This is a genomic window from Burkholderia sp. IMCC1007, from assembly GCF_027257875.1.
Taxonomy (GTDB): domain Bacteria; phylum Pseudomonadota; class Gammaproteobacteria; order Burkholderiales; family Burkholderiaceae; genus Burkholderia.
The window spans coordinates 86,258-109,645 of record NZ_JAPVQY010000006.1 but is presented as its reverse complement, the minus strand read 5'-3'; the positions used below and the strand labels follow the sequence as shown (position 1 = coordinate 109,645).

Genomic DNA, 23,388 nt, shown 5'->3' with positions numbered 1-23,388 from the left:
CCATGCCTGCGGATTCCACCCCTTCGCAGATCCCGGCCATTCGTACGTTCCAGTTCGATTCGAGCAGCGTCGGGGATCTGAGCAGCAGCGTCAACCTGTTTCGCGGCGACATCAATTTCACGCAGACGCTGCTGTCGATGCCTGGGCGCACCGCCGGCGACAATCTCGATCTCACGCTGTCGCTGCTCTATCAGAGCAACGTGCACGAGGACGCGATCACCTGGAACCGCGATGCGCCAACGGGCGCGCTCGGCCTCGGCTGGAGCATGCCGGCGCCGACCATCGTGCTGAACGACGCGGGCTCGCTGATGCCGGCGACCCGCAGCTATCGCTACGTGAGCCAGAGCATCTCGACCGATCTCGCGCGCGAGCCGACGACGCCGTTCGTATTCTCGATGGCGGGCGCGATCGCCGATTCGCTCGGCAACGGCGGCACGGTGCCGGCCGCGGTCGTCGCCGCATTCGGCGCGAACGGGCTCTCGCTGTCGCCTGCGTCGCGCGTGTCGTCGACGGGGACGTCCGCGTGGCAGCTCGCCGACGATGCCAATCAGCAACTGTACGACCTGACACTCGACGGCGCGACGCTCAACGTGTTCGACGGCGGCGAATCCTATCAGCTCGTCGACTACGCGTTCTGGAAGATCCTCTACTACGCGTGCTACGAGCGCTGGGTGATCGTCAAGGACAACGGGCTCAGGCTGTCGTTCGGCGGCTCGAGCGCCAACGTGGGCAACTATGCGGCATCGGTGGGTAACAGTATCGAATGGGGTGTGCGGTGGGCGTCGGGCAGCGGTACTTCGGGCACGTCGGGCACGCCGGTCGCATTGTGGCAGGGCAGCAGCGGATCGACCGACGGCCAGTATCAGTACGCGCGTGCGTGGCATCTGAGCGCCGTGTCGAACGCGTGGGGCGACGGCATCGCCTATCGCTACAACGACTGGCCACGCACGAGCGCGGGCCTGCTGCCGAACGTCGAGCAACTCGTCGGTGCGGGCGGGCTGCCTTACACGAAGGCCTGTTACCTGACCGGCATGACCGATGTGTTCGGCCGCGAGGTCGTGCTGCAGTATGGCGACAAGATGTGGGTCGACACGACACCGCAGAGTCCGCGCGAATACGCGGATCCGCACAAGTCGGTGCCCGACACGCGGCCGAACGCGTATCAGGACCGCTACGAAACGTTGTATCTGCAACGTATTGCGGTCGCGGATGCGGCCGGCGCGCCGCTGTTCAGCTTCACGTTCGACTATCGGCCGTCGAGCCCGGCGGGCGGTGCCGAAAGCCCGGTCGCGAACGTCACGTCGCATACGGGCGAGCTGTTCGGCGACACCTGCAAGCGCTTCCTGACCGGCGTCGCGCTCAGCAACGCAGCCGGCGAAACGCTGCCCGGCCTCGTATTCGATTACTACTTCGATGCGACGGCGGCGGGCGCGAGCCCGGGCGCGCTCAAGTCGATCACGTACAGCGAAGGCGCAACGGCGACCTACGTCTACACGAAGCAGGCGCTCGACATCTGCGATCGCTCGCTTTCCGTGTCGCCGCCGTCCGGCACGTCGTTCGCGGGTGCGACGCCGCGCGTGTTCTTCGGCAAAGGCTACGCGGTCGTGACCTGGTACGGCACCGCCAGCGGCGCACTGTCGGTCGAGGTGTACAGCTGGCTCGGCAGCTGGCGGAAGTGGCAGCCCACACCCGACAGCGTGCTGTTCAGGAACAGCACGGGCCTCGATCTGTCGTCGCTCGACGTGATCGCGTGCGAGGATTTCTTTGCGCTGTCGTTCTCGCCGGGCTCGGCGAGCAACAGCACGACCGTCTATATCTTCCAGGCCGACAACGCCCGTCCGGCCCAATGGATTCCGGCCACGATCAACGGCGTCGTGACCGGCTACAACACGCCCAGCCTCGCGTATGCGAGCCCGAGCGGCAGTGTGTCGCTGACGGGCGGCGACACGTTCCTGATCGCGGCCACGACCGATGTGGTGCACGAGACCACGCGCTACGATCGCGTCACGTGGCGATGGCCCGATTCCGCATGGACGGTCGAGCACTTCACGCTACAGGCGCAGGCGCTGGCGGTCGCGTGCAACGAGTACTATCTGCTGCTCGACATGCAGGGCAACGTGTCGCTGTTCGCGCTCGACGCGTGCCTGAACTGGAGCGCGGCGGCGAGGTTGCAGATCGCGAATTTTTCGGCGTCCGGCCCGTCGAGCGTGACGCTCAACCCGTCCGATTCGTTCGTCGCGGTCACCAACCTGCTCAGTATGAGCGACACGCAGATCTCCTATACGGTGACTATCGTCCAGTGGGACGCGCTGTATCGGCCGGTGTTGCCGGCGCAAACCCACACGTTCGACGACCGGATCGACAGCGAGGATCCGAACGTCCAGCGCATCGCCGGCTCGATCGGCAACGGGCTCGTCGCGGTGGCCGGCCATGTGCTGCGCTTCAACGGCAAGACCTGGCTCGAGAACGACACACTGCAGGCACAGAGCGCGCCGACCGGCCTCGCGCAGCGCTACGCGTATGGCCCGGACTATGCGCTGAGCATCCTCGCGTATCCGAACGGCGGCGGCACCACCACCGCGCAGGTGCTGTCGTTCGATCCGAATACCGATTTCGGCGCATGGACGCGCAAGCCGGCCACGCCCGCACAGACGCTGCCGATCGACTTCGACGAAACGTCGAATTGGCCGTCGGGAGGCGGCACGGACTGGCTGACGCTCGGTCAGTATCTGTACTTCCGCGGCCACGCGTGCGAATGGGACGGCGTCGTCGGCCGCACGCCGTGTGCGGATATCCAGGCGCGCGTCAACGAAGCGCTCGGCGGCAATGGCAATTACGTGCTGAATGCCGAAGCCGTGATCGACGAGGCGCCGCAGTTCCTCGCGTATTTCGTCAGCGACAGCACGTCGCCCGACAGCGATCAGGCCGCGGCGACGCTGCTGCGCAACGGGCGCGTGTCGATCTCCGCGCAGGCCTTCGCGCAGCAGCGCATCTACACGGCCGACGAAGGCGACGTCGGCGCCGGCACGTACCCGGGCGGCCCCGGGATGTTCGTCGCGTATCCGGGCGCGGACGGCGATTTCGACAACGCGTCGCGGATCATCCTGCACAGCTACGCGGGCGACGCGGTCGAAGGCCGTCTTCACCACTATGCGGTGACGGGGCTGTCGATCGACAACGGGCTCGGCCAGATCAGCGCGACCTGTTTCGCGCCGGAGCCGGCGACCGCTGCATGCGATCCGACCGGCCAGGTGTTCAAGTACTACGCGTCGACCGTGTATCCGGGCACCAGCGATCCGTCCCGGCCGCAGTTCGGGTGGACCGTGAACCGCTACCTGAACGGGCTGAAAGTGCGCGACGGCAGCGATTTCTACGACATGCTCGACGGGCAGCTGCACCAGGTCGATACCTACGACACAACCGGCGCGCTGCTGGCGTCCACGACGACGCAGTGGCAGGTGTACGTCAAGCGCGCGGCGTCGCCGACCGATCCGCGCGCGGGCACGCTGAACCTGAAGGGCGGCTTCCTGTGCCGGACGACGCAGACCACGATCGAGGACGGCGTGACGAGCAGCCAGACCGCGCACTACGTGGCCGACGGCTTCGATGCGCCGTTCTCCGGCAACGTCGTCGGGACCGACACCACGACGTACGGCGGCACCGGGCAACTCGAGACGTTCAGGAACACGACCCTCTACGCGTACCAGATTAACGACCCGGCGCCGGCCGCCGCGCTGCTCGCGCAGCACCGGCTCGGCGATATCGCGCAGAGCGTCACGCACTGGCGCCGCGACGGCGGCGAAGCCGTCGTGTCGCAGGCGTCGGCGAGCACCTACGCGCTCTTTCCGTGCGTGTACGATGGTGTCGTCGTGCCGGCCCAGGCGGGGAAATTCATCCGCAGCGCCGACGGACGGGTGCCGTTCCCGTTCACCGGATGGGACGCGGGCGCAGCGCCACAGGGCTGGCTGCCATCGACCGCCACGCTCGCGTACACGCCGTACGGCCAGCCGACCGAAACCCGCGATGCGATGGGCGTCGCGCAGTCGACGCTGTACGGCACCGATTCGGCGTTCGCCGTCGCGCTGTTCACGAACGCGTCGGTTGCGCGCGGCGAGTGTGCGTATTACGGCTTCGAATCGTACGAGACGGGAAGCGGGTGGAACGTCAACGGCTGCCGACCGGTGGTCGGCGACGCACACACGGGCACGACGAGCCTCGCGCTCGCACCGAACGGCGAAGGCACGGTGTCGGTGCAGCTTGCGCCGGCCAATGTCGACGCCACCTATCTGCTCGGCTTCTGGTACAAGACGCCGGCCGGCTTCACGCCGGTGGCCGGCGCGGGCTTCACGGCGACGGTCGGCGTCGATGGCGTGGCCGGTACGCCGCGCTTCGCGCCGTTCGCGGATTCCGGCGGCACGTGGGTCTACTGCACGCTGGGCATTCCGGTGACGGCGGGGCAAAGCGGCGTCACGCTCGCGGTGGCGGCGGCCAACGCGAGCAGCGACATCGTGCTGCTCGACAACGTGTTCGTCACGCCGCTCGTCAGCAAGCTGACGGTGCGCGTCTACGATCCGTCGTACCGGTTGCTGACCGCGACGCTCGATGCGGCCGGCACGACGATCCGGCGCCGCTACAACGCGTTCCAGCGGCTGACCGCGACGATCGGCACGGACCAGCAGGTGAAGACGATGTCGATCGCGTTCCTGTCGCGCGAGGGCAATGCCGGCGGCCGGTTCGATGCCGCCGCGCCGAACGCCGATCTGTCGGTGAGCCCCGATCTCGGCGGCACGCTCGAGACGTTCGTGACCGGCGACGAATGGCAGCAGCGCTGGACGGCCAGCAACGTCGCGACGAACTGGCGCCGCTCGGACGGCGCGCTGCAGCACACGGCGACGGCGAACGACACGCTGACGTGGCAGGGCGGCAACTTCGGCGGTGCGTCGACCACCGCGTTCTATGTCGAGATCGCGGCACCGGGCACGCTGGCCGGTGCGGTGGGCGTGACGTTCGGCGCCGGTTATTCGATCGCCTACGATCCCGCCGCCGGGTTCTCGTTCGCCGCGCCGGACGGCAGTATCGTGCAGACCCCGCTCGGCGCGCCGCCGAACCTGCCGGTGCAATGGCTGCTGGTGCTCGGCAACGGCCGCGTGGCGTTCTTCGGCGACGGGCAGCTGCTGTTCAGCACGTCGGTGAACGCCGGCGACCCGGCCGCGATCCGCCTGTCGACCGGCCCGAATACGCTGGCGCTGACCAACGTCGCGATGCTGGCCGGCGTGCGGCTCGCCGTGGCGTTCCGCGACGGCGCGGGGCGCAAGCGCCAGAGCCAGCAATGGGTCGGCAGCGACGCGGTGGTGTCGGGCACGATCGCCGACGCGCTCGGCCGCACGATCGCGATCACGCGCAGTGCGCCGGCGAGCTTCGGCGGCGGTGCGACGCAGCCGCTGTTCGGTTATCGCGCGAGCTTCGTCGATGTCGGCGCCTTCCTCGCGGCGACGCAGGATACGTGGGCGATGACCGGCGACGTCGCGGACTACTACGCCGGGCAGAACGACGGCGTCGCGTGCCGTTCGAACGACGAAGGCTATCCGTACTTCGGCTATCGGTTCGAGGCGTCGCCGCGCAGCCGCCGCATCGAGCAGGGCGCGCCGGGCAAGCCGTACGCGGTGCACGATCTGGCGAGCACGACGAGCGCGCAACGGCAGACGACGCAAATCGCGTTCGGCGCGAATACGGCCGGTGCGTTCGATTTGCCCGCGAACTATGTCGCGCAAACGGTCACGGGGCCGGTCAAGAACCAGTTGCTTCGTTTGCGCGACACGCACGGCCGCGAAGTCGGATCGAGCATTCGCGACAGCGTGGGCGCCGTGTCCGGGCAGAGTCTCGCGAGCGTCGATTTCTCGGCCGCGGGCAGTACGACGTCGATCAGCGAGCCGAACAGCTTTACCGATTCGCCGCAGCAGGATCCGGCCGCGTACGTGTCGGCGCTGCAGCGCGACGGCGCGGGCAGAACGCTCGAGTCGACCGACACCGACAGCGCGGGGACCGCGTTCATCTGCGATCGCAGCTCGCGCGTTCGCTTCGTGCAGCCGGCGCTCGATCCCGATACGGTCGGCTTCATCTACTTCAAATACGACGCGCTCGGACGCGTGACCGAACAGGGCACGGTCGCGCAGCCGTGGGACGCAGCCGTGCTGAGCGCGCATGCGAGCGACCCCGGATGGCCGGGCGGCGACGTGCCGTTTACCGTGGTCCGTCGCAACGACTACGACGGCAACGGCAACGACCCGACGCAGATCGGCCGGAAGACCGCATCGGTCGCCTATAACCTTGCACCGTCGAATCTCGCCGGCGCGAGGCCGGTGCAGGTCAACGAATCGTTCACGTACGACGCGAACGGCCGCGTGACGGCGGCGACGCTCGCGGTGGGCGGGCAGCCGGCGGCAAGCGGCGCGATCGGCTACGCGTACAACAATCTCGATCAGATCGTCGCGATCACGTATCCGTCGTCGTCACCGCTCGCGAACGTGTACTACCGTTACGATCAGGCGGCACGCGTGACGGGCATCGGCTCTTCGCCCGCGACGCCCACCGACATCGCGTCGTACGCGTACACCCCCGACGGCGATATCGAGCAGGAGATCCGCAACGGCGGCACGCTCGCCGCCGCATACGGCTATGCGTCGCCGGGCTGGCCGGTGTCGCAGACGGTCGCCGTCGGCGGGCGAGGCAGCGCGTCGTTCGCCATCGGCTACGGCTATTACGCGAACGGCGCACCGCAGTCCCGCACGATCTCGCTGGCGTTCGACACGCCAAGCACGTCGACGACCGCGTTCAGCTACGACGCACAGGGCCGGCTGATCGATGCGTCGGTCGACGATGCGTCGACGGGAAGCGAGCAGGTCGGCCAGTACGACGCAAACGGCAATATCTGGTCGCTGACGCAGGATGGCGCGCAGGCGTACGCGTTCGTCCATACGGCGGGCACGAATCGGCTCGACACGCTGACGATCGACGGCGGCGCGAGCACGTCGTTCACCTACGACGCACGCGGCAATCTGATCGATAGCGGCACGATGACGCTCGATTACGACACGGCGACCAACATGGTGCTCGGCGTCGCGTCGGCGGACGGCAGCATGACGCAGCAGTTCGCGTACAACGGCGTCGATCAGCGCGTCATGCGATTGCGCGGCGGCGCGGCGCAGGCCGACGTGTATTTCAACGGCCTCGGCAGGCGCCCGTTGCTGGCGTTGCTCGGCGGCACGTGGTCGGCGTTCGTCTACGGCCCGACGGGGCTCGTCGCCGCGGTCAGCGATCAGCGCTATTTCCCGCTGAAGGATGCGGCGCAGAGCATCTGGGCCGTCGTCGATAGCCAGAACCAGCTCGTCGCCCGATTCGCGTATCGCGCGTTCGGTTCGCTCGCGTCGAGCGACGGCCCGAACCAGGCTGCGGTGCCGTTCCGTTTCATGGGACGCGAATACGACGACGCAAGCGGGCTTTACAACTTCAGCGCGCGCCTGTATTCGCCGGGGCTGCGGCGGTTCCTGTCGGCCGATCCGGCGCGCCAGGCCGCGAGCCCGTACCTGTTCGTCGGCAACAACCCGCTCGTGTTTGCCGATCCGTCGGGCAACAAGATCACCGTCGGCGAGCAGGTCGGCATCGGCATCGGGATGGCGGCCCTGATGGTCGCCGGGCTCGTGCTGAGCTTCTTCACGTTCGGTGCGGCGGAAGCGCCGGTGGCCGTGCTCGAGGAGGGCATGGCCGACGGCCTCGTTGCCGGCGGCGAGGCGGGCGGCGATGCGCTCGCCGACGGGGCGGTGTCCACGGCGTCCGCCGGCGGCTCGACGGCATCCGCATCGGCGCCTTCGTCGTGCTTCAACATCACGTTGTCGACGACGTCGAAGCTCGCCGCCACCAGTGCGAACTTCCTGACGCAGATCACCACGAACACGATGTTCGGCGTCGGTTTTTCGGGCTTCGAATACGACTGCCGGCCCGGCAACGAATTCACCCGCAAAGGTTTTGCGCAGTCGCTCGAGATCGGCGCGGCGAGCGGTGCGCTGTTCGGCGCGATGTCGTTCGGATATGCGACGCTGGCCGCGGATGCGGTCAAGGCGATACCGAGCCTGGCCGCGCGAACCGGCATTCGGATGCTGGTGAACGTCACGGAGGGCATCGCGGCAAACGACTTGACGCAGATGGCGACCAACGGGATCGAGCACAAGCCGTGGAGCCTCGGCCTTGCGGAAGCGACGTGGACGGGCGCCGTGGGTGGCCTGCCGTTCGGGATCGGCGACGTGCTGCTGAAGGACGGCACGACGATGTGGGATCAGGCACGGAGCCAGTTTTCCGATCGCGTCGGCAGCGCGCGTGTCGGTGAGCCCGCTCCGTCGGGATTGCCCGGCACGCAGGCACAGGAGGAAAAGACACCGCTGATCCGGGCGCGTGCGGATTCGAGTGACGGCACGCATCTACTGTCGGCGGGTTCGCTCAATTCCACGTACGGCACGATGGCTACGCAGTAGCCGCGCTTCGTCGCGGCCGGCGGTCTCGCGCGGGGCGAGGCCGCCGCTTGCAGCGACCGCGTGGCCCGCGATCCGCATGCGGGCCCGGCCAGCGCATGACGGTCAACGCAACGATGCCTCGACCGGAAACCCGGCCGAACCGGGCACGCCCGTCAGACCGTCGCGGATCGCATACGCGGTCACTTCGGCAACGTTGTGCAGCGACAGTTTCGACATCAGATTCTGCCGATGCTTGCGCACCGTCAGCACGCTCAGATTCAGCCGGGTCGCGATGTCCTTGCTCGAGTGTCCATGGGCGATCAGCACCAGGATTTCCTTCTCCCGCGCGGTGATCGGCTGCGCGTCGGTGTCGCACGCGCGCTCGACGACATGCGCGAGCGCATCGCTGACGTAACGAATGCCGGACAGCACCAGCGAGATCGCGTGCAGCAGCTCGTCGCCGTCTTCGTGCTTGAGCAGATAGCCGTCGACGCCGATGTCCATCGCCGCGCGGACCATGGCCGGGTTCTGGTTGCCGGTGATCACCAGGATCCGGGTTTGCGGCGACTGCGCCTTGATGCGCTTCGCGAGATCGATGCCGGGGAAGCCGGGCAGGTCCAGGTCGAGCAGCAGCAGGTCGGCCTGCGTGTCGCGTACCAGCTGATCGACCATCCGGCCGTCGCCGGTGTCGCCGACGACGCTCCAGTTGGCGCGCGTCTTGAGCAGCAGCTTCAGCCCGTCGCGAATGATGGCGTGGTCTTCGGCAAGCACGATTTTTTTCATTTTTCTTTCGCCTTCTCCTGGGTCACCTGGAAGCGCGTTCCTTTGCGACAATACGATGCAATCCCCGTTGCGACACGTGACGCGGTGGACCAGATCGACTTCACGCCAGCCCAGACCCGATTCGCTACGCGATTTTGAAATGGCAAAGCAGATAGCGCAAGAACATCGTTCCCACGTGCAGCTGGAACTGGTCAATACGCTGTACCGCCAGTCGCCGCCGATCCTGTTCGGCAACATCGCCGTGGTCAGCCTCACGACCTTCCTGCTGTGGGACGAGGTGCCGCGGCACACGCTGCTCGGATGGGCCGCGGCGATCTGCGTGCTGACCGCGATCCGCACCGCGGTGGTCTGGCGGGATCGTCGCGCGGGCCGGCATCCCGTCGACACGGTGATGCGCCGCGCCCGCACCTACATGGTGTTCGCCGGCGCGTCCGGCTGCCTGTGGGGCGCCATGGGCGTGCTGTTCTTCTCGCCGCACAACACGATCGTGACGGCGCTGATCTGCATCGTGCTGGCCGGGATGACGGGCGGCTCGGTGGCGTCGCTGTCGTCGTGGTGGCCGACCTACGTCGCGTACGCATTGCCGACCGTGCTGCCGTTCGCGATCCGCTCGTTCATGTATGGCAGCGCGCTGTTTTCCGTGCTGGGATTCCTGTCGCTGTTCCTGCTCGCGGTCAATCTCGCGTTCAGCCGCACGCTTCAGCGCACGGTGCGCGACGCGGTGTCGCTGCGCTTCGAGAACATCGAGCTGATCCGGCAGCTGACCGAGGAGAAGGAGCGCGCCGAACTCGCGAATCGAAGCAAGTCGCAATTCCTCGCGGCCGCGAGCCACGACCTGCGTCAGCCGACGCATGCGCTCGGCCTCTACATCGCGACGCTGCGCGCGATGGCGCGCGCGCCGAGCGTCGACGGCGCGGCACTCGGCGATATCGCCGAACGGCTTCGCACCGCGTTGAAAGGGATGTCGCAACTGCTCAACGTCCTGCTCGACATTTCGCGGCTCGATGCCGGCGTGATCGATGCGCGGCCGCGCCGCTTCCCGCTGCAGCAGGAACTCGATGCGCTCGACAACCAGTTTCGCCAGGCCGCGTCGGCCAAGGGGCTGACGCTCAGGATCCGCCCGACGCCGATCTGGCTCGAAACCGACGCGGTGCTGCTGCACACGATCCTGTCGAACGTGCTGTCGAACGCGGTCCGCTATACGCCGGCCGGCGGCATTCTGGTCGCGTGCCGGCCGCGCGGCGCCGCGGTCGACATCCAGGTATTCGACACCGGCATCGGCATCGAGGCCGATCAGCTGTCGAGCATCTTTCGGGAGTTTTACCAGATCGGCAATGCGGCGCGCGACCGCGAGCAGGGGCTCGGCCTCGGGCTGGCCATCGTGCAGCGCACGGCTGCGCTGATCGGCGCCAGCGTGCGGGTGCGCTCGACCGCCGGGCGCGGCTCGGTGTTCTCCGTGCAACTGCCGGCGATGCCGGTTGCGCGGCCGCACGACGCGGCCGCGGGCCCGCAGGGCGAAGCGGCGGACTCCGGCCTGGAGCGCCCGCGCAAGACCATCCTGGTCGTCGACGACGATCGCGACGTGCTGGCCGGCATGCAGACCTTGCTGCGCGCGTGGGGCCACGCCGTCGTCGCCGCGCAGTCGATCGAGCGCGCGATCGAGCTGGCGACGTCCCACCGCGCCGAGTTGGACATGATCGTGACAGATTTCCGGCTGGCGGGGCACGTGACGGGCGCGGATGTCGTCCGCGCGGTGCTGCGAACGACCGGGCGCGAGATACCGGCCATCATCGTGACCGGCGACACGTCGCCCGCCGGCATTCATGCCGCGTCGTCGAGCGGCTTCAGCGTGCTGCACAAGCCGCTCGATCCGCAGGAAATGCAGATGCTGATCGACGCGATGGCATGACGCGATCGGCCCTGCGAGCATCGACACCGCCGGCGTCGACATCGCGAATACTGCATATGCGGTATTTACCCGTGCGAATCGGGTGCAGTACCTTGGGACCTGCAGGTAATCGTCACAAAAAAAGCGAATCGTCACGACAACAATCGCGCGGGGTGTAGAAGAAAGCCTGGAGAAACGGGGAGACCAACCATCGTTCGAGCCAGCCGGCAACCGGCCGGCCCGTTCGCGTCGCCGCAAGCCGGGCGCCGTGACTGGGCCGGCCGGACCGGACGCGGCCGAGCCATCCGGGCGCAGTACCTTCTGAAAGCAACGCGACAGGGTGCCGTGCCGCCCCCTGAAGCGTGTCCACCTTGCGCATGAGCCGACCGGCAGGTCGCGGTCGAATCCTGGAACGGCAATGGCCGGCGTCGTCGCCCGCCGGCCTGGAGCGCAACGGTTATGCAGAATCTGCCCAATATCATGGTGGCCGCGTTCCCGGCCTTCGCGGTGCTGATCGCGGTCGAGCTCGTGCTCGCGGCGGTGCTCGGCCGATCGCTGTACCGCACCCGCGACACGCTGGCGAACCTCGCGCTCGCGTTCGGCGCGTTCGTCGCCAGCGTGCTGACCGGCGGGCTGGTGCTGGCCGTGCTGAGCTGGGTGTACGCGCACCGGATCTTCACGATCCCGACGAACGTCTGGTGGGCGTGGGTGCTGTGCTTCTTCGCCGACGACTTCAGCTATTACTGGTTCCACCGCCTGAGCCACGAGGTGCGCTGGTTCTGGGCATCGCATTCGGTCCACCATTCGTCCGAGCGATACAACCTGTCGGTGTCGCTGCGCCAGACCTGGACGGGCACGATCACCGGAGCCTTCCTGTTCTGGGCGTGGATGCCGTGGGTCGGGTTCCATCCGAAGATGATCCTGTTCATGCAGTCGGTGAGCCTGATCTACCAGTTCTGGATTCACACTGAAGCGATCGGCAAGATGCCGCGCTGGTTCGAGGCGCTGCTGAACACGCCGTCGCAGCATCGCGTCCATCACGGCAGCGATTTCGACTACCTCGATACCAACTACGCCGGCACCACGATGATCTGGGACCGGCTGTTCCGGTCGTACACGCCCGAGCGCTTCACGCCGCACTACGGCCTGACGTCGAGCATCGGCACCGACAACCCGTTCAGGATCGCGTTTTACGAGTGGGGCAACATCGCGCGCGATCTCGCGAAGGCCGGCAGCCTGCCGGTCGCGATCAATTACCTCATCCGGCCGCCGGGCTGGAGCCCGGACGGCAGTTCCCTGACGACGCGCGACGCGCGCCGTGCCGCACAGCAGGTTTCCTGAGAAGGCGATATGGCCCATCCACACGATCTACCCGACCCGCGCCGCGGCGCCGCACCGGCGAGTGCCGGCCGCCGGCAGTTCCTCGAATACGCCGGAGCGGGATTGCTATCCGCGATGCTGCCCGGCTGCGGCGGAGCCGACACCATTCAGCAGCCCACGTACGGCGCGACCATTGCGGCCGGCCAGCAGGCGATTCAGGCCGCGCTCGCCGCGAACCGCCAGAACCTCGCCAGTATCTCCGTCGCGTTGCTCAAGGACGGCCAGGTGGTGTGGGCGCAGGCGTTCGGCAATGCCGTGATCAGCCCGGCCACGGCCGCCACGCCGACGACGCGCTACAACATCGGCTCGGTCACCAAGGTGCTCGCCGCGCTGGCCGGCGTGATCCTGCACGATCGCGGGCTGATCGACCTCGATACGCCGATCGTGCGCTACCTGCCGTCGTTCTCGATGCTGTCGCCGCAGTACACGCAGATCACGTCGCGCCATCTGCTGTCGCATGCGTCGGGGCTGCCCGGCCAGAACGTCAACAACATGTTCTCGTATGCGCCGATTGCGGGCTATGCGGCCGACGCGCAGACGGTGCTCGCCAACGAACACCTGAACCACGTGCCAGGGCAGTTCGCGGTGTACTGCAACGACGGCTTCACGCTGTTCGAGCAGGTGGTCGCGGCCGTGACCGGGCTGAGCTTCCCCGACTTCGTCCAGCGCAACATCCTCGCGCCGCTGAACATGACGAACTCGGGCTTTCTGACCAGCGTGCCCGTCAGCGGCCAGTTTGCGCTGGCGTACACGAACGGCACGCAGTACGGACAGGAATTCGCGAATCCTTACGCCACCGGCGGCCTGTCGACCACACCGCTCGACATGATGAACCTCGCGCAACTGTTCATCGGCGGCGGCGTGTTCCGCGGGCAGCGCATCGCATCGGCGGCGGGCATCGCCGACATGCTGACCGACCAGACCGACCGATGGCTGATCCAGTCGACCCGGCTCGGCTATTCGTATGCGTACGGCCTCGGCTGGGATGACGTGGACGATCCGATCCTGCGCGCGGCCGGCTCCGCCGGTGCGTACAAGAGCGGCGGCACGCAGTTCTTTTCCAGTCATTTCTATGTGCTGCCGGCCGCGCAAATGGCACTGATGATCACCGGCAGCACGGGCTACGACGCGGCCAGCATCGCGCCCGCGATCCTGCTGCGCGCGCTGCGGGAAGACGGCAGCATCGGCGGCGCGCCCACGCCGGTGAATAGCGCTGCGCCGCCCGCCGCGAAGGCGCCGGACATCTCGGCGGCCGGCGGCATCTACGGCAACGAATCGACGCCGATGCAGGTCGCCGCGAACGCCGACGGCAGCTTCGCGCTGACGCAATGGAACGGCACCGCGTGGACCGACGCCGGCCCCGGCAGCACGCCGTACGTGTACCGCAGCGACGGCTGGTGGTGGAGCGACGGCGATACGACGTCGTACCGCTTCGATATCCTGCCCGGCACGGATGACGCCGGCAATGTGGTCAGCAACCGGTATCTGACCAAGCGTGTCATCGACCCGTCGGGCTATGTGTTCCGCGTCACGCCGTGGGCGCAGCAGCTGCCCGCGTTGCCGGCGCTCGCGCCCGCATGGCAGGCGCGTGTGAATACGTCGTGGAACGTGATCAACGAATCCGCTCAGTCGGTGTTCGCCGGCGGCCTGCTGCGCGTGTCGCTCGGTACGCTCGGTGCGTCGTCCGGCTATGTCGTGTTCGCCTACAGCACCAGCGGCGGCGCGCATACCAACTACCAGCTGCTGAAGCCGCTCGCCGACGACCGCTGCGGGATGGCCGTCCAGATACCGGTCATGCCAGGGCGTGACCTGTTCGAGATCAGCATGTCGAATGTGAACGAGGTCGAGACGATGGCGGCGTCCGGATGGCAGTGCCAGCGCGCACGAGTTCCGGTGTGAGGCGCACGATGATCGGTTCGTTCGGGGAACGGAGTGAATTGCCGGGGTATGTCCTGGCCCACCTTTTACGCGTCTTTCAGCCAGGGCATTTCCACGGGTGATACGACCAGTTGCCGGAATTCGCGTTTCAGATCGAAGATGAACCCGACCAGAATCATCGAGTCGGCGTAAGGAATCGGAAAGACATGCGGATTTTCCGGCGTACGCAGCGGCCGCTCGGGCGTGTCCGCGGTCGCCGCGGCGTTCTCGCGAACGCTTTCCAGTTCGTCGGCCATGGCCTGGCCGCTGAGTTTCAGCACGCGGCTACGCAGCTCGCTGAAGGGCTCGATGCGCGCAGCGTCTTCGTGGTATTCAGGCACTTCGTAAACGAACCAGGACATTTTCGTCTCCTGTGAGAAGGGGCGCTATTCTAACGCCGCGCGAGGATTCGCCGAAAAGATCATGTCGTGCGACGGGCGCAGTCGCCGCGAGGCAGTCTGCTGGCGGGCGATTTCTGACAAGGCGGGCCGCCGCCGCGCTCCAAGCGTTATCTTGCCGACGTTGGATTGCGGAATCCGAAGATGCAGGATTTCATTCGCGGGGCCGACGTGGCTGATCGATAGTATCGCCAGCGCATGCACGAGTTCCCATCCATCTGCTTGAAACTACCGAACGTGAGTTGGAACAGGTCACGGGCTTCGCTCAATGCAGATCAGGCGGTACGTAGAGCGCCCCGAATTGTTCCGCTAACCGCGCGAGTCGCCGATCGCGCGTCCAGAGCCAGGTGCTCGGGGTCAACCACACCGACGCAAGCAGCGTGCAGTCCACCGCACCGCGCCCACGCCCATACAGCCGCTCTCGCTCGATCCAGTCCGCTACTTCTGCTGGCGTCGCAAGGCGCGTTTGGCGCAATAGCGCGAGATCTCCCAGGGTTCGGGCCCGCGGTTCCGGTGGGGCCCCGCACGCGAGCTCGAGTATCACCAGAGGATGCGTCAGAACGGTGTCGACGCGCAGCACCTGGATTAGAGCCGGTAGCGGGCGCCGGAAATGTTCGACCCACACGGACGTGTCGACCAGCACACTCATCGTTAGCTACCCTGCGGGTTGCGGCGCGGCACATCCGGCATGTCGGGCGCGCGACCACCCGGCGCGGCCAAGCGCTGGCCGGCCTGGACACGCACGAACGTTTCCAGGGCGGCCCGGAAGAGGTCGGCCGGCGGCATGCCGGGCTCGGCGAGTTCGAGCGCGCGAGCATAGAGAGCGTCATCGACGGTGACGGTGGTACGCATGATGCCTCCTTTGATGCGGTATTGCATCAGTTTTAGCATCATTCAGGCGACAGAAGAGCCTCGGATGCGCCGAGCGGCCGCGTAATCACGAACGCGCACACTCGCGTGAGTTCTGAATTGTCGGTTGCCACTTCAACGAGGAAACTATCCGGCAGCGGGACTGTTCGCAGCGAAGCGCAATCGGTATGCTCACCGCGACCCAGTCGATCATGCGTGATTCGCGCGCGACCCCTGGTCGCGACCGCGGTGACCCCGGACGATGTCGGCATGCGATGCACGTAGTCGCCTGACCGGACGCCGCCTATAATCGCTATCAAATTTTCCAAAAAATCGCGGTTACCAAGGTGAGGGGGTGTCCAAATGGCAGCGTGCCGTCGCATCTGTTCGCGCTTCGTCGTCGCAAGCTCGATCGCCGGTCTGACAATGCTGGCGTGCCCGGTACACGCGTACGCCGACGATGGTCCTTCGAGTTCAGCGAGCGGGCTCAAACCATCGGAGAGAACGCTCAACGTCTACGCGGTGTTTGGCGACGGCCGCGCGACCGAGGGTGGCGACATGCATTGGCGGGCGTACGAAGTCGGCTTCGGTGACGTCTTGAACGATTACCTGTCGGTCTACCTCGCGTACATGAACGAGGGGCATCCGCTGGATCACCACCGCGACGGTTTTGCCGCCCTGGGTTCGTTTCGTTGGCCGGTCGGCAGTCGTCTGGCGCTCGAATTTTCGGCGGGCCCGTATTTCAGCATGGACACGACCCATGTCGACGACCAGCCACGCAATGACAAGCGCTGGGGCGTGCGTGCGTCGGCAGCGGTGCGGTATTACGTCGTTCCCAAGCGCTTCTTCCTCAAGGTGCAGTACAACCACGTCCAGATGATCGGCGGCTTCAATTCCGACGCGGTACTGTTCGGCATCGGCTCGGATTTCGGCGGCGATCCCGGCCCGGCGTTTTCGGACGGCAAGACGCAGGTCAGCGTTTGGGCCGGGACGTCGCAGACGAACCGTCCTCAAGTGCCGATCGAAAAGGGATACATGGTCGAAGTCAAGCGGCCGCTCGGCAATGCGTGGGCCTATTCAGGGAGCTTCGTCTACGAAGGCAACAACGGTGTTGCCGGCCGACGAGGCGTGGCCGCGCAATTCTGGTACGTCGCGCCGATCCAGAGCAAATGGACGCTTTCGGCCGGTGTCGGTCCGTATCTGTCGCGCGACCGGAACGATGCGTCGGGCAGCACACGACTCAATGCGTTGCTCAGCGCGCAAGTGACTTATCAGGTTACGAACGATTGGGCGGCGAGCTTGCGCTTCAATCGTGTCGCAACCCGCAACGACAAGGACCAGGACATGTTCATGGTCGGCGTGGCGCGCAATTTCTAGGCGCTCGTTCTTGTGCGCCGGCTCGTTCTGTCGAGAGAGCGTTGAACACTTAATCGCGATAAAGCGCTGGATGCCGCGAAGCGGCGTCACCGGATATTCCCGATCTTGTCACATGTTCTGCCATCCTCGACGTTCAAGGCGGTTGCGCAACAGGCCTGCGATCAACGCGCTGATGATCAGGCACAGGTAGAGAGTGACGAGATGGTGACGCCAGGCGTCAAGGGCGAGCTGGTGTGAAACCAGTTTCGGATCGGGGTGCAGAAGCATGGCACCCTTCGCCTCGACGGCTCGCATCATCCGGATAAAGCCTCCCGCGGAGAGCAGTGGCAACAGGACGACGAGCGCCAGCAGCGCGGGTTTCGCGCGGCACGCCAATGGATGATGACGCAACCGGAACCACAGTCCGAGACATCCGTGTATCCAGCCGGGCGCGAGCAGTGCCAATTGAAGGCCCTGCGTGCCGCTGGTCAGCAGCACGGTGACGACGCGCGCGTAATCCGGCTCGAAGCCATAGAGGGAAGAGGCGAGTCGGGTCGTCACCGCATGGCGGATCAGCAGCAGCGGCAGGCTGAGGCCTGCCCAGAGGCGGAGCCATTCGGCGGGCGGCAGTGCCCAGTGGCGGCGCCCGTATATCGTGTGCAACGCCAGCGCGAAATGAAGCGAAGCCGCACCGTACAGCGCGATCGTCCCCGGTGCGCTGCGCCACAGCCGCAACGCCAATACGAGACCGCGTCCGGCAAGTTCGAGTGACCAGATTCCGAGTGCGTGATTGATCAGGTGGAGCAGGAGATAGGTCAGCAGCACCACGCCCGATCCGAGTTGAAAACCACGCAGAACGGAGTGCATCTGAACTCGCGATTCACGGTGCAGTGGGCGCACCGGGGGCGATCCTTGTTTCATACCCGATGCACGGGCCATGTCGACGTTGTCCATAGTGGTCACCCGGTTCGTGTTTTTTGCAATACCGTGAGCACGCGCCGGTTATTCCCGGATTCGACGAGCCCGCCGGGCAGGGCAAGGCAATGTGAGGGGGCCCCGCGCTCCGACACGCGCAAGCACGTTGCATCAGCGCGGTGAAGGGGCGGCGATCTGTTGGGCGCCGGCGGCGAGATCTCCGATCGGGGAATAAAACGGACGACGCGGCAGTCTGGCTCTTGGAGCCCGCAACGGAGGCCCATCGGATGATCCCGGCAGTCTACCTCCCGAACCACGGTCGAGACGACATCATGTTGTCAGCGCCTTCCTCCAATTCGTCGCGTCGCAGCGCGTTGAATGATCAGACAATGCCCGTGCGAAGCGTCGCCATCGACCATTCGTCCGTACACTGCCGGGCGCGCGAGCGGCTGCCTGCATTGCGGAAGGCAAGCATGCGTTTCGGCAGCATGAGCGCAAGCAGGTCGAGATCGGGTTCGTCGTGAGGCACGGGAGTAGAGCATGTCGAACTTTTCCTGGCTTCAACGGATCCGGCCGGCGGGTGTGCGGTCCGTCCGGCTGATCACCGGACTGGTGTTGTTCACCTACGTGGGTACGCATCTCCTGAATCACGCGCTGGGGAATATCTCGCTCGTATGGCTGGAGCGTGATCTGCTCGTGCAGAAGTTCATCTGGCAGGGATGGCTTGGAACAGCCGTGCTGTACAGCGCGTTGGCGACGCATTTCTTCCTGGGCCTGTGGGCGCTGTACGAACGGCGCTCATTGCACTGGACGCCCGGTGAGGTGGCGCAACTCGTTCTCGGCTTGTGCATACCGCCGCTGCTGGTCAACCACGTTGTGAATACAAGGGTCGCATTTGCCGAATTCGGCTTGAACAAGGGTTACGCGCAGTTGCTGTACTCGTTCTGGATCGATTCACCGTTCTTCGGCCGCGTACAACTGATGCTGTTGGTGGTCGCTTGGCTGCACGGATGTTACGGCATTTGGTTCTGGTTGCGATTGAAACCATGGTTCGGGGCGTGGCGCAGCGTCCTGCTGAGCGCTGCCGTCCTGCTCCCGGTGCTCGCGCTGCTAGGCTTCTTGCAGGGCGGACGGGAAGTGCTCGCGCTCTCGCGAGATCCTGTCTGGCGCGCCGCGGCGACCCGGCCGACGCTCGTCGGAACGGGATCGCAAAATCGCTGGCTCGCCGAGCTGCGCAACGACTTTTTGCTCTTCGATGGCGGGGCGCTACTGCTGGTGGTCGCCGCGCGGCTCGTGCGCACGGCGCGGGAGCGCCGGGTCGGACGGTTCTGCGTGCGCTATCCGGATGGGCGGAAGGTATTTGCGCCGCTCGGATTTTCGGTGCTCGAGGCTAGCCGCATGGCCGGCGTTCCTCATGCCAGCAGTTGTGGTGGCCGGGCCCGCTGCACGTTGTGCCGGGTGCGCGTGCTCAGCGATGTGCCGCTGCCCGCGCCTGCCGAGGCGGAGCGGCGCGTTCTGGCGCAGCTGGGCGCCGACTCGCAGACCGTGCGCCTCGCCTGCCAGTTGCGGCCGTCCCATGATCTGTCCGTATGGCCGCTGGTGCCACCGGCAGCATCAACGGGCTTCTTGAAACGGCGGCAGCGGGACGTCATGCCGCAAGAGCGCTTCGCCGCGTTCATGTTCGTGGATATGCGGGATTCCACGAAGCTTGCGGCGGCACAATTGCCGTTCGACAGCCTGTTCGTCGTCGGTCGCTTCCTGAGTGCTGTCAGCGCCGCGGTGGTCCAGGCCGGTGGCCTGCCAAACCAGTTTCTGGGGGACGCCGTGCTCGCGATATTTGGCTTGAACGGCGAGCCGTCCGTCGCCTGTCGTCAGGCGCTCGCCGCGGTGCCGCTGGTGGCCGCCAATATCGAAGCACTGAACGCGACGCTCGAGCCGCAGCTGCAAACGAAAATTCGGTTTGGCATTGGATTGCACTGTGGGCGGGCGGTAATGGGTGAGATCGGCTTTCGGGAGCACGTTACCTTCACTGCAATCGGCGACCCGTTGAATGTGGCGTCGAGACTCGAGCAGTTGACCAAGGAGATCGCTTGCGAGGCGATCGTCTCGGAACAAGTCTTCCGGCATGCCGGCGTTTCAGCCGCAGGCTTGCCGCAGCTTGCCGCACGCCTGCGAGGTCGCGATGACCCGGAGCCCGTCCGTGTACTGTCCAGGGCGGCGCAGATGCCCCGGGCCTGACAACGCCCGCCGCACCCATGTGCGCCGCCGTCTTGGGATGGCGGCGATGATGGATCGAGAAGCAAGCCGTCAAGTGTCACCACAGCTTTGGAAAGCCAAGGAGACCGCCAACTATTTGGTCTGCTAACCGTAATCGTCGCGCTATTTGCCCTGACGAGTTGCGCATTGGCCCCTGACCGCGTGGAATCGCTCCAATATGCGATACGTGCAACGGCTCGCACTTCCTTTGTTCTGTTCCTGGTTGTGTTTCTGTCTCCCTCGCTTGCGAAGCACTTGCCGGCGGTGCTAACGCGGTCACTGATGAAGGAGCGGCGCTATGTAGGATTGTCCTTCGCCGCTTCGCATCTTTTCCATGCGATCGCACTCGTCATCTACGTCAGGACAGCGCCGGAAGCGTTTTGGGCAGGGCGCACACCCGCGACAAACATACCGGGTTTCATTGGTTACTTGATGATTCTGTTGCTTGCGATCACATCGTTCGCAATGCCGGCGCGTGTCATCGGTCCGGCCAACTGGAAAAAGCTGCACTTCACGGGCGTGTGGATACTTGCCGTCATTTTCGCGTTGTCGTTCCTTACTCGCGCCCACCACGATGCCGCTTATCTCGTACCAGGCGTGCTTATGGTCGCCGCGATGTTGGTGCGGATGTCCGATCGGTTCGCAGCGTGAGGTCAGAGATTCCGCAGACCCCGAGTCTCGAGCGCTACTTCGCCATGCAGCCTCCGGCAGCAATCGGGTCCGGCAGCGCGATCACGGCGAAAAAAAGCGGGCCGGAAACGCGACGTCGATCTCGACGTCGTCGAGCGTCACGGTTTCGAGCGGCTCGCTGCCGTCATCCGCGAAGCTGACGACCTTCAGCGGAAAGCCGTCCTCGGCGTCCAGCCACAACCGGTAGCGATGCACGCCGTCGACGCTGTGCGCCGGCGCGCCCGTCACCGACACGCGCAGCGCGGTCCGCCCGCCGACGGTTTCCTGGCCTTCCGTCACCGTCACGCCGCCCTGCTGCAGCGCATGCAGGTTGCGCAGCAGTTCGCCGACGTCCGAGCGGTCCACGCGATGGCCGCTGCGGTCGCGCACGAGCGGATTGGACGGCGACAGCGTCAGCGCAGGCAGCACATGCTCGCCGAACGGGCGCAGCCTCACCTTGCCGTCGCCGGGATCGTACGCGAGCACCGCGCCGTGATGCGGCGACACGAAATCCATCCGGACGAAGCCCGGCTTCAGGTACGCATAGTGGAATTCCGTGTGCTCGCCGCTTCGCGCCGACGAGCGGATCGTCGCTCGGTACGAGTGCACCTGATCGAAATGTGCCTGCGCAACGGTCACCGGGTCGGCTGTCATGCTTGCTCCTATCAGGCTCACGGCCATCCATGCGGCGATCATGGCGCCGCCTCGACGTCGAGCACGCCTTCCATGCCGCGCTCGCGATGGCTGCGCAGGAACAGCAGCCGATGCGTGCAATAGTAGGCGAAGCGGCCGGGCGCCGTCGGCGTGAAACGGAACGTGCGCGGCGTCGTGGCCAGTTCGGTGTGCACCGCGATGCCGGCCTGCGGCGCGTCGATCTCGAAACTGTGCGGCACGACGCCCGGTTCGGCCGATACGGTCAGCTCGACCGGCGCATGCGCGCGGACGATCACGTGATTCGGCCGAAAGAAATAGCTGCCGCCGACGATCGTCACCCGCTGCACGCCGTCGGCGTCGACCGGCACGCGCACCGGTGCATCGCCATCCGCCCGCGCGAACCCGGCGCCTGCCATCAGCGCCATCATTACCATCGCCGCCTTCGCGTTCATGTCGTGCTCCCAGCTCCTTGCCGATGCCGATGCCGATCCCGATGCCGCGTGCGTCATCCCTTCCATGCGTCGGTCGACCCGCCGAGCGCGCCGCACACGTCGATTGCGAGTTCGCGCAGTCGCGGTTCGTCGCCGCGCCCTGACAGCGCAAAGCCCATCCCTCGATCCGACCAGAAATAGGTACGACGGCCATCCGCCGACATCGCGTGCGGCGACAAGTGCCGCGTGTCGTAGGCTGTCATGTACAGCGTCACGCGCGCGCCGTCCGCACGCTGGTACATCAGTTGCGCGGCCGGCCCCGCGTCGCCGGGGAGCAGCCGGCCGCCGATGAGCGCGTAGCCGTATTCGTCAAGCGACGGCGTGCGCACGGGCCGGCCGAGACGCGCGGACAGCCATCCGGCCAGGCGCGCCGGATCGCGCGCGTCGATTTCGACCGGATGATCGCGATCGGCCGCATACACCGCATACGCGACATCCGCGCGCGCGGCGAACGCCGGTTCGACGCTGAACACCGTCCAGCCCGCATGCAGCGCGATGCCGAGCACGACGCCGGCAGCCAGCCCCGCGAACGCATACGCGACCACGCGCCGGCGCGGCGCACGCCGCTGCACGAACAGCGCAGACGCGGCGGCGGGCAGCGGAAACAGCGCTTGCAGCGCAGCGCGCTGCGCGCGGTAATGCGCGTATCGCTCGGCTTCACGCGGATCGGACTCCAGCCGTGCGAGCACCTCGCGGCGTTCGTCCTCGGACAGCTCGCCGTCGAGCAGCGCCGACAGCAGCTGGGCCGAGGCATCGGCGTCGTCATCCCGATCGTTCGAAGGTTTGTGCGGATCGTCCATCATGTCTTCCCGATCACCCGTAACGCAGCCGCGCCGTGCGCCGGCGGCTGGCCGGACAGTAGCTCGCGCATCTGTTCTCGCGCCCGCGACAGCCGCGACATCACCGTACCTATCGGCACGCCGAGCACTTGTGCGGCATCGCGGTAACTCAACTCCTCGAGCGCGACCAGCAGGAGCACCTCGCGCTGCTCGACCGGCAACCGGTACAGCGCGCGCTGCACGTCGCGCAGCACCAGGCCGTCGATCTCGTCGCTCGGCGCGGCCATCGACTGCCACGGCGCGGTCGCGTCATCGACCGCGATCTCGTGCCGCGCGCGCAACTGGTCGATGAAACGGTGCCGCAGCAGCGTCAGCAGCCATGCGCGCAGATTGCCGCCGTCGCGCGGCGGCCGGCTCAGCGCGCGCTCGAGCGTGTCCTGCACGAGATCGTCGGCCCAGGCCCGGTCGCCCGTCAGCGCGCGCGCATACCGCGTGAGATGCGGCAGCCACACCAGCAGATCCGATTCGTAGCTCATCCGGATACCTCGC

The 23,388-nt window shown here is 66.4% G+C and carries 16 protein-coding genes; 7 read left to right on the top strand and 9 right to left on the bottom strand.

Annotation, left to right across the window (positions count from 1 at the left end):
* The first annotated feature begins 2 nt into the window (after positions 1–2).
* A complete protein-coding gene (locus O1Q03_RS08365; RefSeq protein WP_269502734.1) occupies positions 3–8,525 on the top strand; it encodes an RHS repeat domain-containing protein in 8,523 nt (2,840 codons plus the stop codon).
* 102 nt (positions 8,526–8,627) lie between these two features.
* Here the strand turns inward: O1Q03_RS08365 and O1Q03_RS08360 are convergent, their stop codons facing one another.
* Entirely contained in the window at positions 8,628–9,287 is a 660-nt protein-coding gene (locus tag O1Q03_RS08360) for a response regulator (RefSeq protein WP_269502733.1), read from the bottom strand.
* A gap of 139 nt (positions 9,288–9,426) precedes the next feature.
* On the opposite strand from O1Q03_RS08360, the gene O1Q03_RS08355 reads away from it, so the two are divergent.
* The 3 genes from O1Q03_RS08355 (at position 9,427) to O1Q03_RS08345 (ending at position 14,454) form a co-directional block, all read left to right on the top strand.
* Positions 9,427–11,196: a hybrid sensor histidine kinase/response regulator gene (locus O1Q03_RS08355; RefSeq protein ID WP_269502732.1), complete on the top strand. Its 1,770-nt coding sequence runs from the start codon at positions 9,427–9,429 to the stop codon at positions 11,194–11,196.
* A gap of 438 nt (positions 11,197–11,634) precedes the next feature.
* A complete protein-coding gene (locus O1Q03_RS08350) occupies positions 11,635–12,516 on the top strand; it encodes a sterol desaturase family protein (RefSeq protein WP_269502731.1) in 882 nt (293 codons plus the stop codon).
* A gap of 9 nt (positions 12,517–12,525) precedes the next feature.
* Entirely contained in the window at positions 12,526–14,454 is a 1,929-nt protein-coding gene (locus O1Q03_RS08345; protein WP_269502730.1) for a serine hydrolase domain-containing protein, read from the top strand.
* Positions 14,455–14,519: 65 nt separating this feature from the next.
* Here the strand turns inward: O1Q03_RS08345 and O1Q03_RS08340 are convergent, their stop codons facing one another.
* From O1Q03_RS08340 to O1Q03_RS08330, 3 genes are all read right to left on the bottom strand, one after another.
* Entirely contained in the window at positions 14,520–14,834 is a 315-nt protein-coding gene (locus tag O1Q03_RS08340) for a helicase (protein ID WP_269502728.1), read from the bottom strand.
* A gap of 301 nt (positions 14,835–15,135) precedes the next feature.
* A complete protein-coding gene (locus tag O1Q03_RS08335) occupies positions 15,136–15,519 on the bottom strand; it encodes a type II toxin-antitoxin system VapC family toxin (RefSeq protein ID WP_269502726.1) in 384 nt (127 codons plus the stop codon).
* Positions 15,520–15,521: 2 nt separating this feature from the next.
* Positions 15,522–15,722: a type II toxin-antitoxin system VapB family antitoxin gene (locus tag O1Q03_RS08330; protein ID WP_269502724.1), complete on the bottom strand. Its 201-nt coding sequence runs from the start codon at positions 15,720–15,722 to the stop codon at positions 15,522–15,524.
* Between the two features lie 360 nt (positions 15,723–16,082).
* On the opposite strand from O1Q03_RS08330, the gene O1Q03_RS08325 reads away from it, so the two are divergent.
* A complete protein-coding gene (locus tag O1Q03_RS08325; protein WP_269502723.1) occupies positions 16,083–17,096 on the top strand; it encodes a hypothetical protein in 1,014 nt (337 codons plus the stop codon).
* 108 nt (positions 17,097–17,204) lie between these two features.
* Here O1Q03_RS08325 and O1Q03_RS08320 read toward each other — a convergent pair whose 3' ends face one another.
* Positions 17,205–17,942, bottom strand: a complete 738-nt coding sequence (locus tag O1Q03_RS08320; protein WP_269502880.1) for a hypothetical protein — start codon at positions 17,940–17,942, stop codon at positions 17,205–17,207.
* A 588-nt stretch (positions 17,943–18,530) separates the two neighbouring features.
* Between O1Q03_RS08320 and O1Q03_RS08315 the strand changes: the two genes are divergently transcribed.
* Both O1Q03_RS08315 and O1Q03_RS08310 read left to right on the top strand, forming a co-directional pair.
* Positions 18,531–20,228, top strand: a complete 1,698-nt coding sequence (locus O1Q03_RS08315; protein WP_269502721.1) for an adenylate/guanylate cyclase domain-containing protein — start codon at positions 18,531–18,533, stop codon at positions 20,226–20,228.
* A 165-nt stretch (positions 20,229–20,393) separates the two neighbouring features.
* Positions 20,394–20,897, top strand: a complete 504-nt coding sequence (locus tag O1Q03_RS08310; protein WP_269502719.1) for a ferric reductase-like transmembrane domain-containing protein — start codon at positions 20,394–20,396, stop codon at positions 20,895–20,897.
* Between the two features lie 81 nt (positions 20,898–20,978).
* Here the strand turns inward: O1Q03_RS08310 and O1Q03_RS08305 are convergent, their stop codons facing one another.
* The 4 genes from O1Q03_RS08305 to O1Q03_RS08290 are packed head-to-tail and all read right to left on the bottom strand — an operon-like array spanning position 20,979 to position 23,375.
* The gene (locus tag O1Q03_RS08305; RefSeq protein ID WP_269502718.1) at positions 20,979–21,611 is read right to left on the bottom strand and encodes a LolA family protein; all 633 of its coding nucleotides are present in this window, start codon (positions 21,609–21,611) and stop codon (positions 20,979–20,981) included.
* Positions 21,608–22,021: a quinol oxidase gene (locus tag O1Q03_RS08300; protein ID WP_269502878.1), complete on the bottom strand. Its 414-nt coding sequence runs from the start codon at positions 22,019–22,021 to the stop codon at positions 21,608–21,610. The genes O1Q03_RS08305 and O1Q03_RS08300 overlap by 4 nt, the downstream gene beginning before the upstream one ends.
* A 53-nt stretch (positions 22,022–22,074) precedes the next feature.
* Positions 22,075–22,863: an anti-sigma factor family protein gene (locus tag O1Q03_RS08295; RefSeq protein ID WP_269502716.1), complete on the bottom strand. Its 789-nt coding sequence runs from the start codon at positions 22,861–22,863 to the stop codon at positions 22,075–22,077.
* On the bottom strand, positions 22,860–23,375 hold the full coding sequence (locus tag O1Q03_RS08290) for a sigma-70 family RNA polymerase sigma factor (protein ID WP_269502715.1): 516 nt from the start codon (positions 23,373–23,375) through the stop codon (positions 22,860–22,862). Before O1Q03_RS08290 ends, O1Q03_RS08295 begins: the two co-directional genes overlap by 4 nt.
* Positions 23,376–23,388: the final 13 nt, after the last annotated feature.

Coding starts and splice junctions, on each gene's coding strand:
- O1Q03_RS08290 (WP_269502715.1), bottom strand. CDS start 23,375: ATGAGCTACGAATCGGATCTGCTGGTGTGGCTGCCGCATCTCACGCGG.
- O1Q03_RS08330 (WP_269502724.1), bottom strand. CDS start 15,722: ATGCGTACCACCGTCACCGTCGATGACGCTCTCTATGCTCGCGCGCTC.
- O1Q03_RS08355 (WP_269502732.1), top strand. CDS start 9,427: ATGGCAAAGCAGATAGCGCAAGAACATCGTTCCCACGTGCAGCTGGAA.
- O1Q03_RS08320 (WP_269502880.1), bottom strand. CDS start 17,942: ATGCACTCCGTTCTGCGTGGTTTTCAACTCGGATCGGGCGTGGTGCTG.
- O1Q03_RS08345 (WP_269502730.1), top strand. CDS start 12,526: ATGGCCCATCCACACGATCTACCCGACCCGCGCCGCGGCGCCGCACCG.
- O1Q03_RS08335 (WP_269502726.1), bottom strand. CDS start 15,519: ATGAGTGTGCTGGTCGACACGTCCGTGTGGGTCGAACATTTCCGGCGC.
- O1Q03_RS08340 (WP_269502728.1), bottom strand. CDS start 14,834: ATGTCCTGGTTCGTTTACGAAGTGCCTGAATACCACGAAGACGCTGCG.
- O1Q03_RS08325 (WP_269502723.1), top strand. CDS start 16,083: ATGGCAGCGTGCCGTCGCATCTGTTCGCGCTTCGTCGTCGCAAGCTCG.
- O1Q03_RS08295 (WP_269502716.1), bottom strand. CDS start 22,863: ATGATGGACGATCCGCACAAACCTTCGAACGATCGGGATGACGACGCC.
- O1Q03_RS08360 (WP_269502733.1), bottom strand. CDS start 9,287: ATGAAAAAAATCGTGCTTGCCGAAGACCACGCCATCATTCGCGACGGG.
- O1Q03_RS08315 (WP_269502721.1), top strand. CDS start 18,531: ATGTCGAACTTTTCCTGGCTTCAACGGATCCGGCCGGCGGGTGTGCGG.
- O1Q03_RS08350 (WP_269502731.1), top strand. CDS start 11,635: ATGCAGAATCTGCCCAATATCATGGTGGCCGCGTTCCCGGCCTTCGCG.
- O1Q03_RS08365 (WP_269502734.1), top strand. CDS start 3: ATGCCTGCGGATTCCACCCCTTCGCAGATCCCGGCCATTCGTACGTTC.
- O1Q03_RS08305 (WP_269502718.1), bottom strand. CDS start 21,611: ATGATCGCCGCATGGATGGCCGTGAGCCTGATAGGAGCAAGCATGACA.
- O1Q03_RS08300 (WP_269502878.1), bottom strand. CDS start 22,021: ATGAACGCGAAGGCGGCGATGGTAATGATGGCGCTGATGGCAGGCGCC.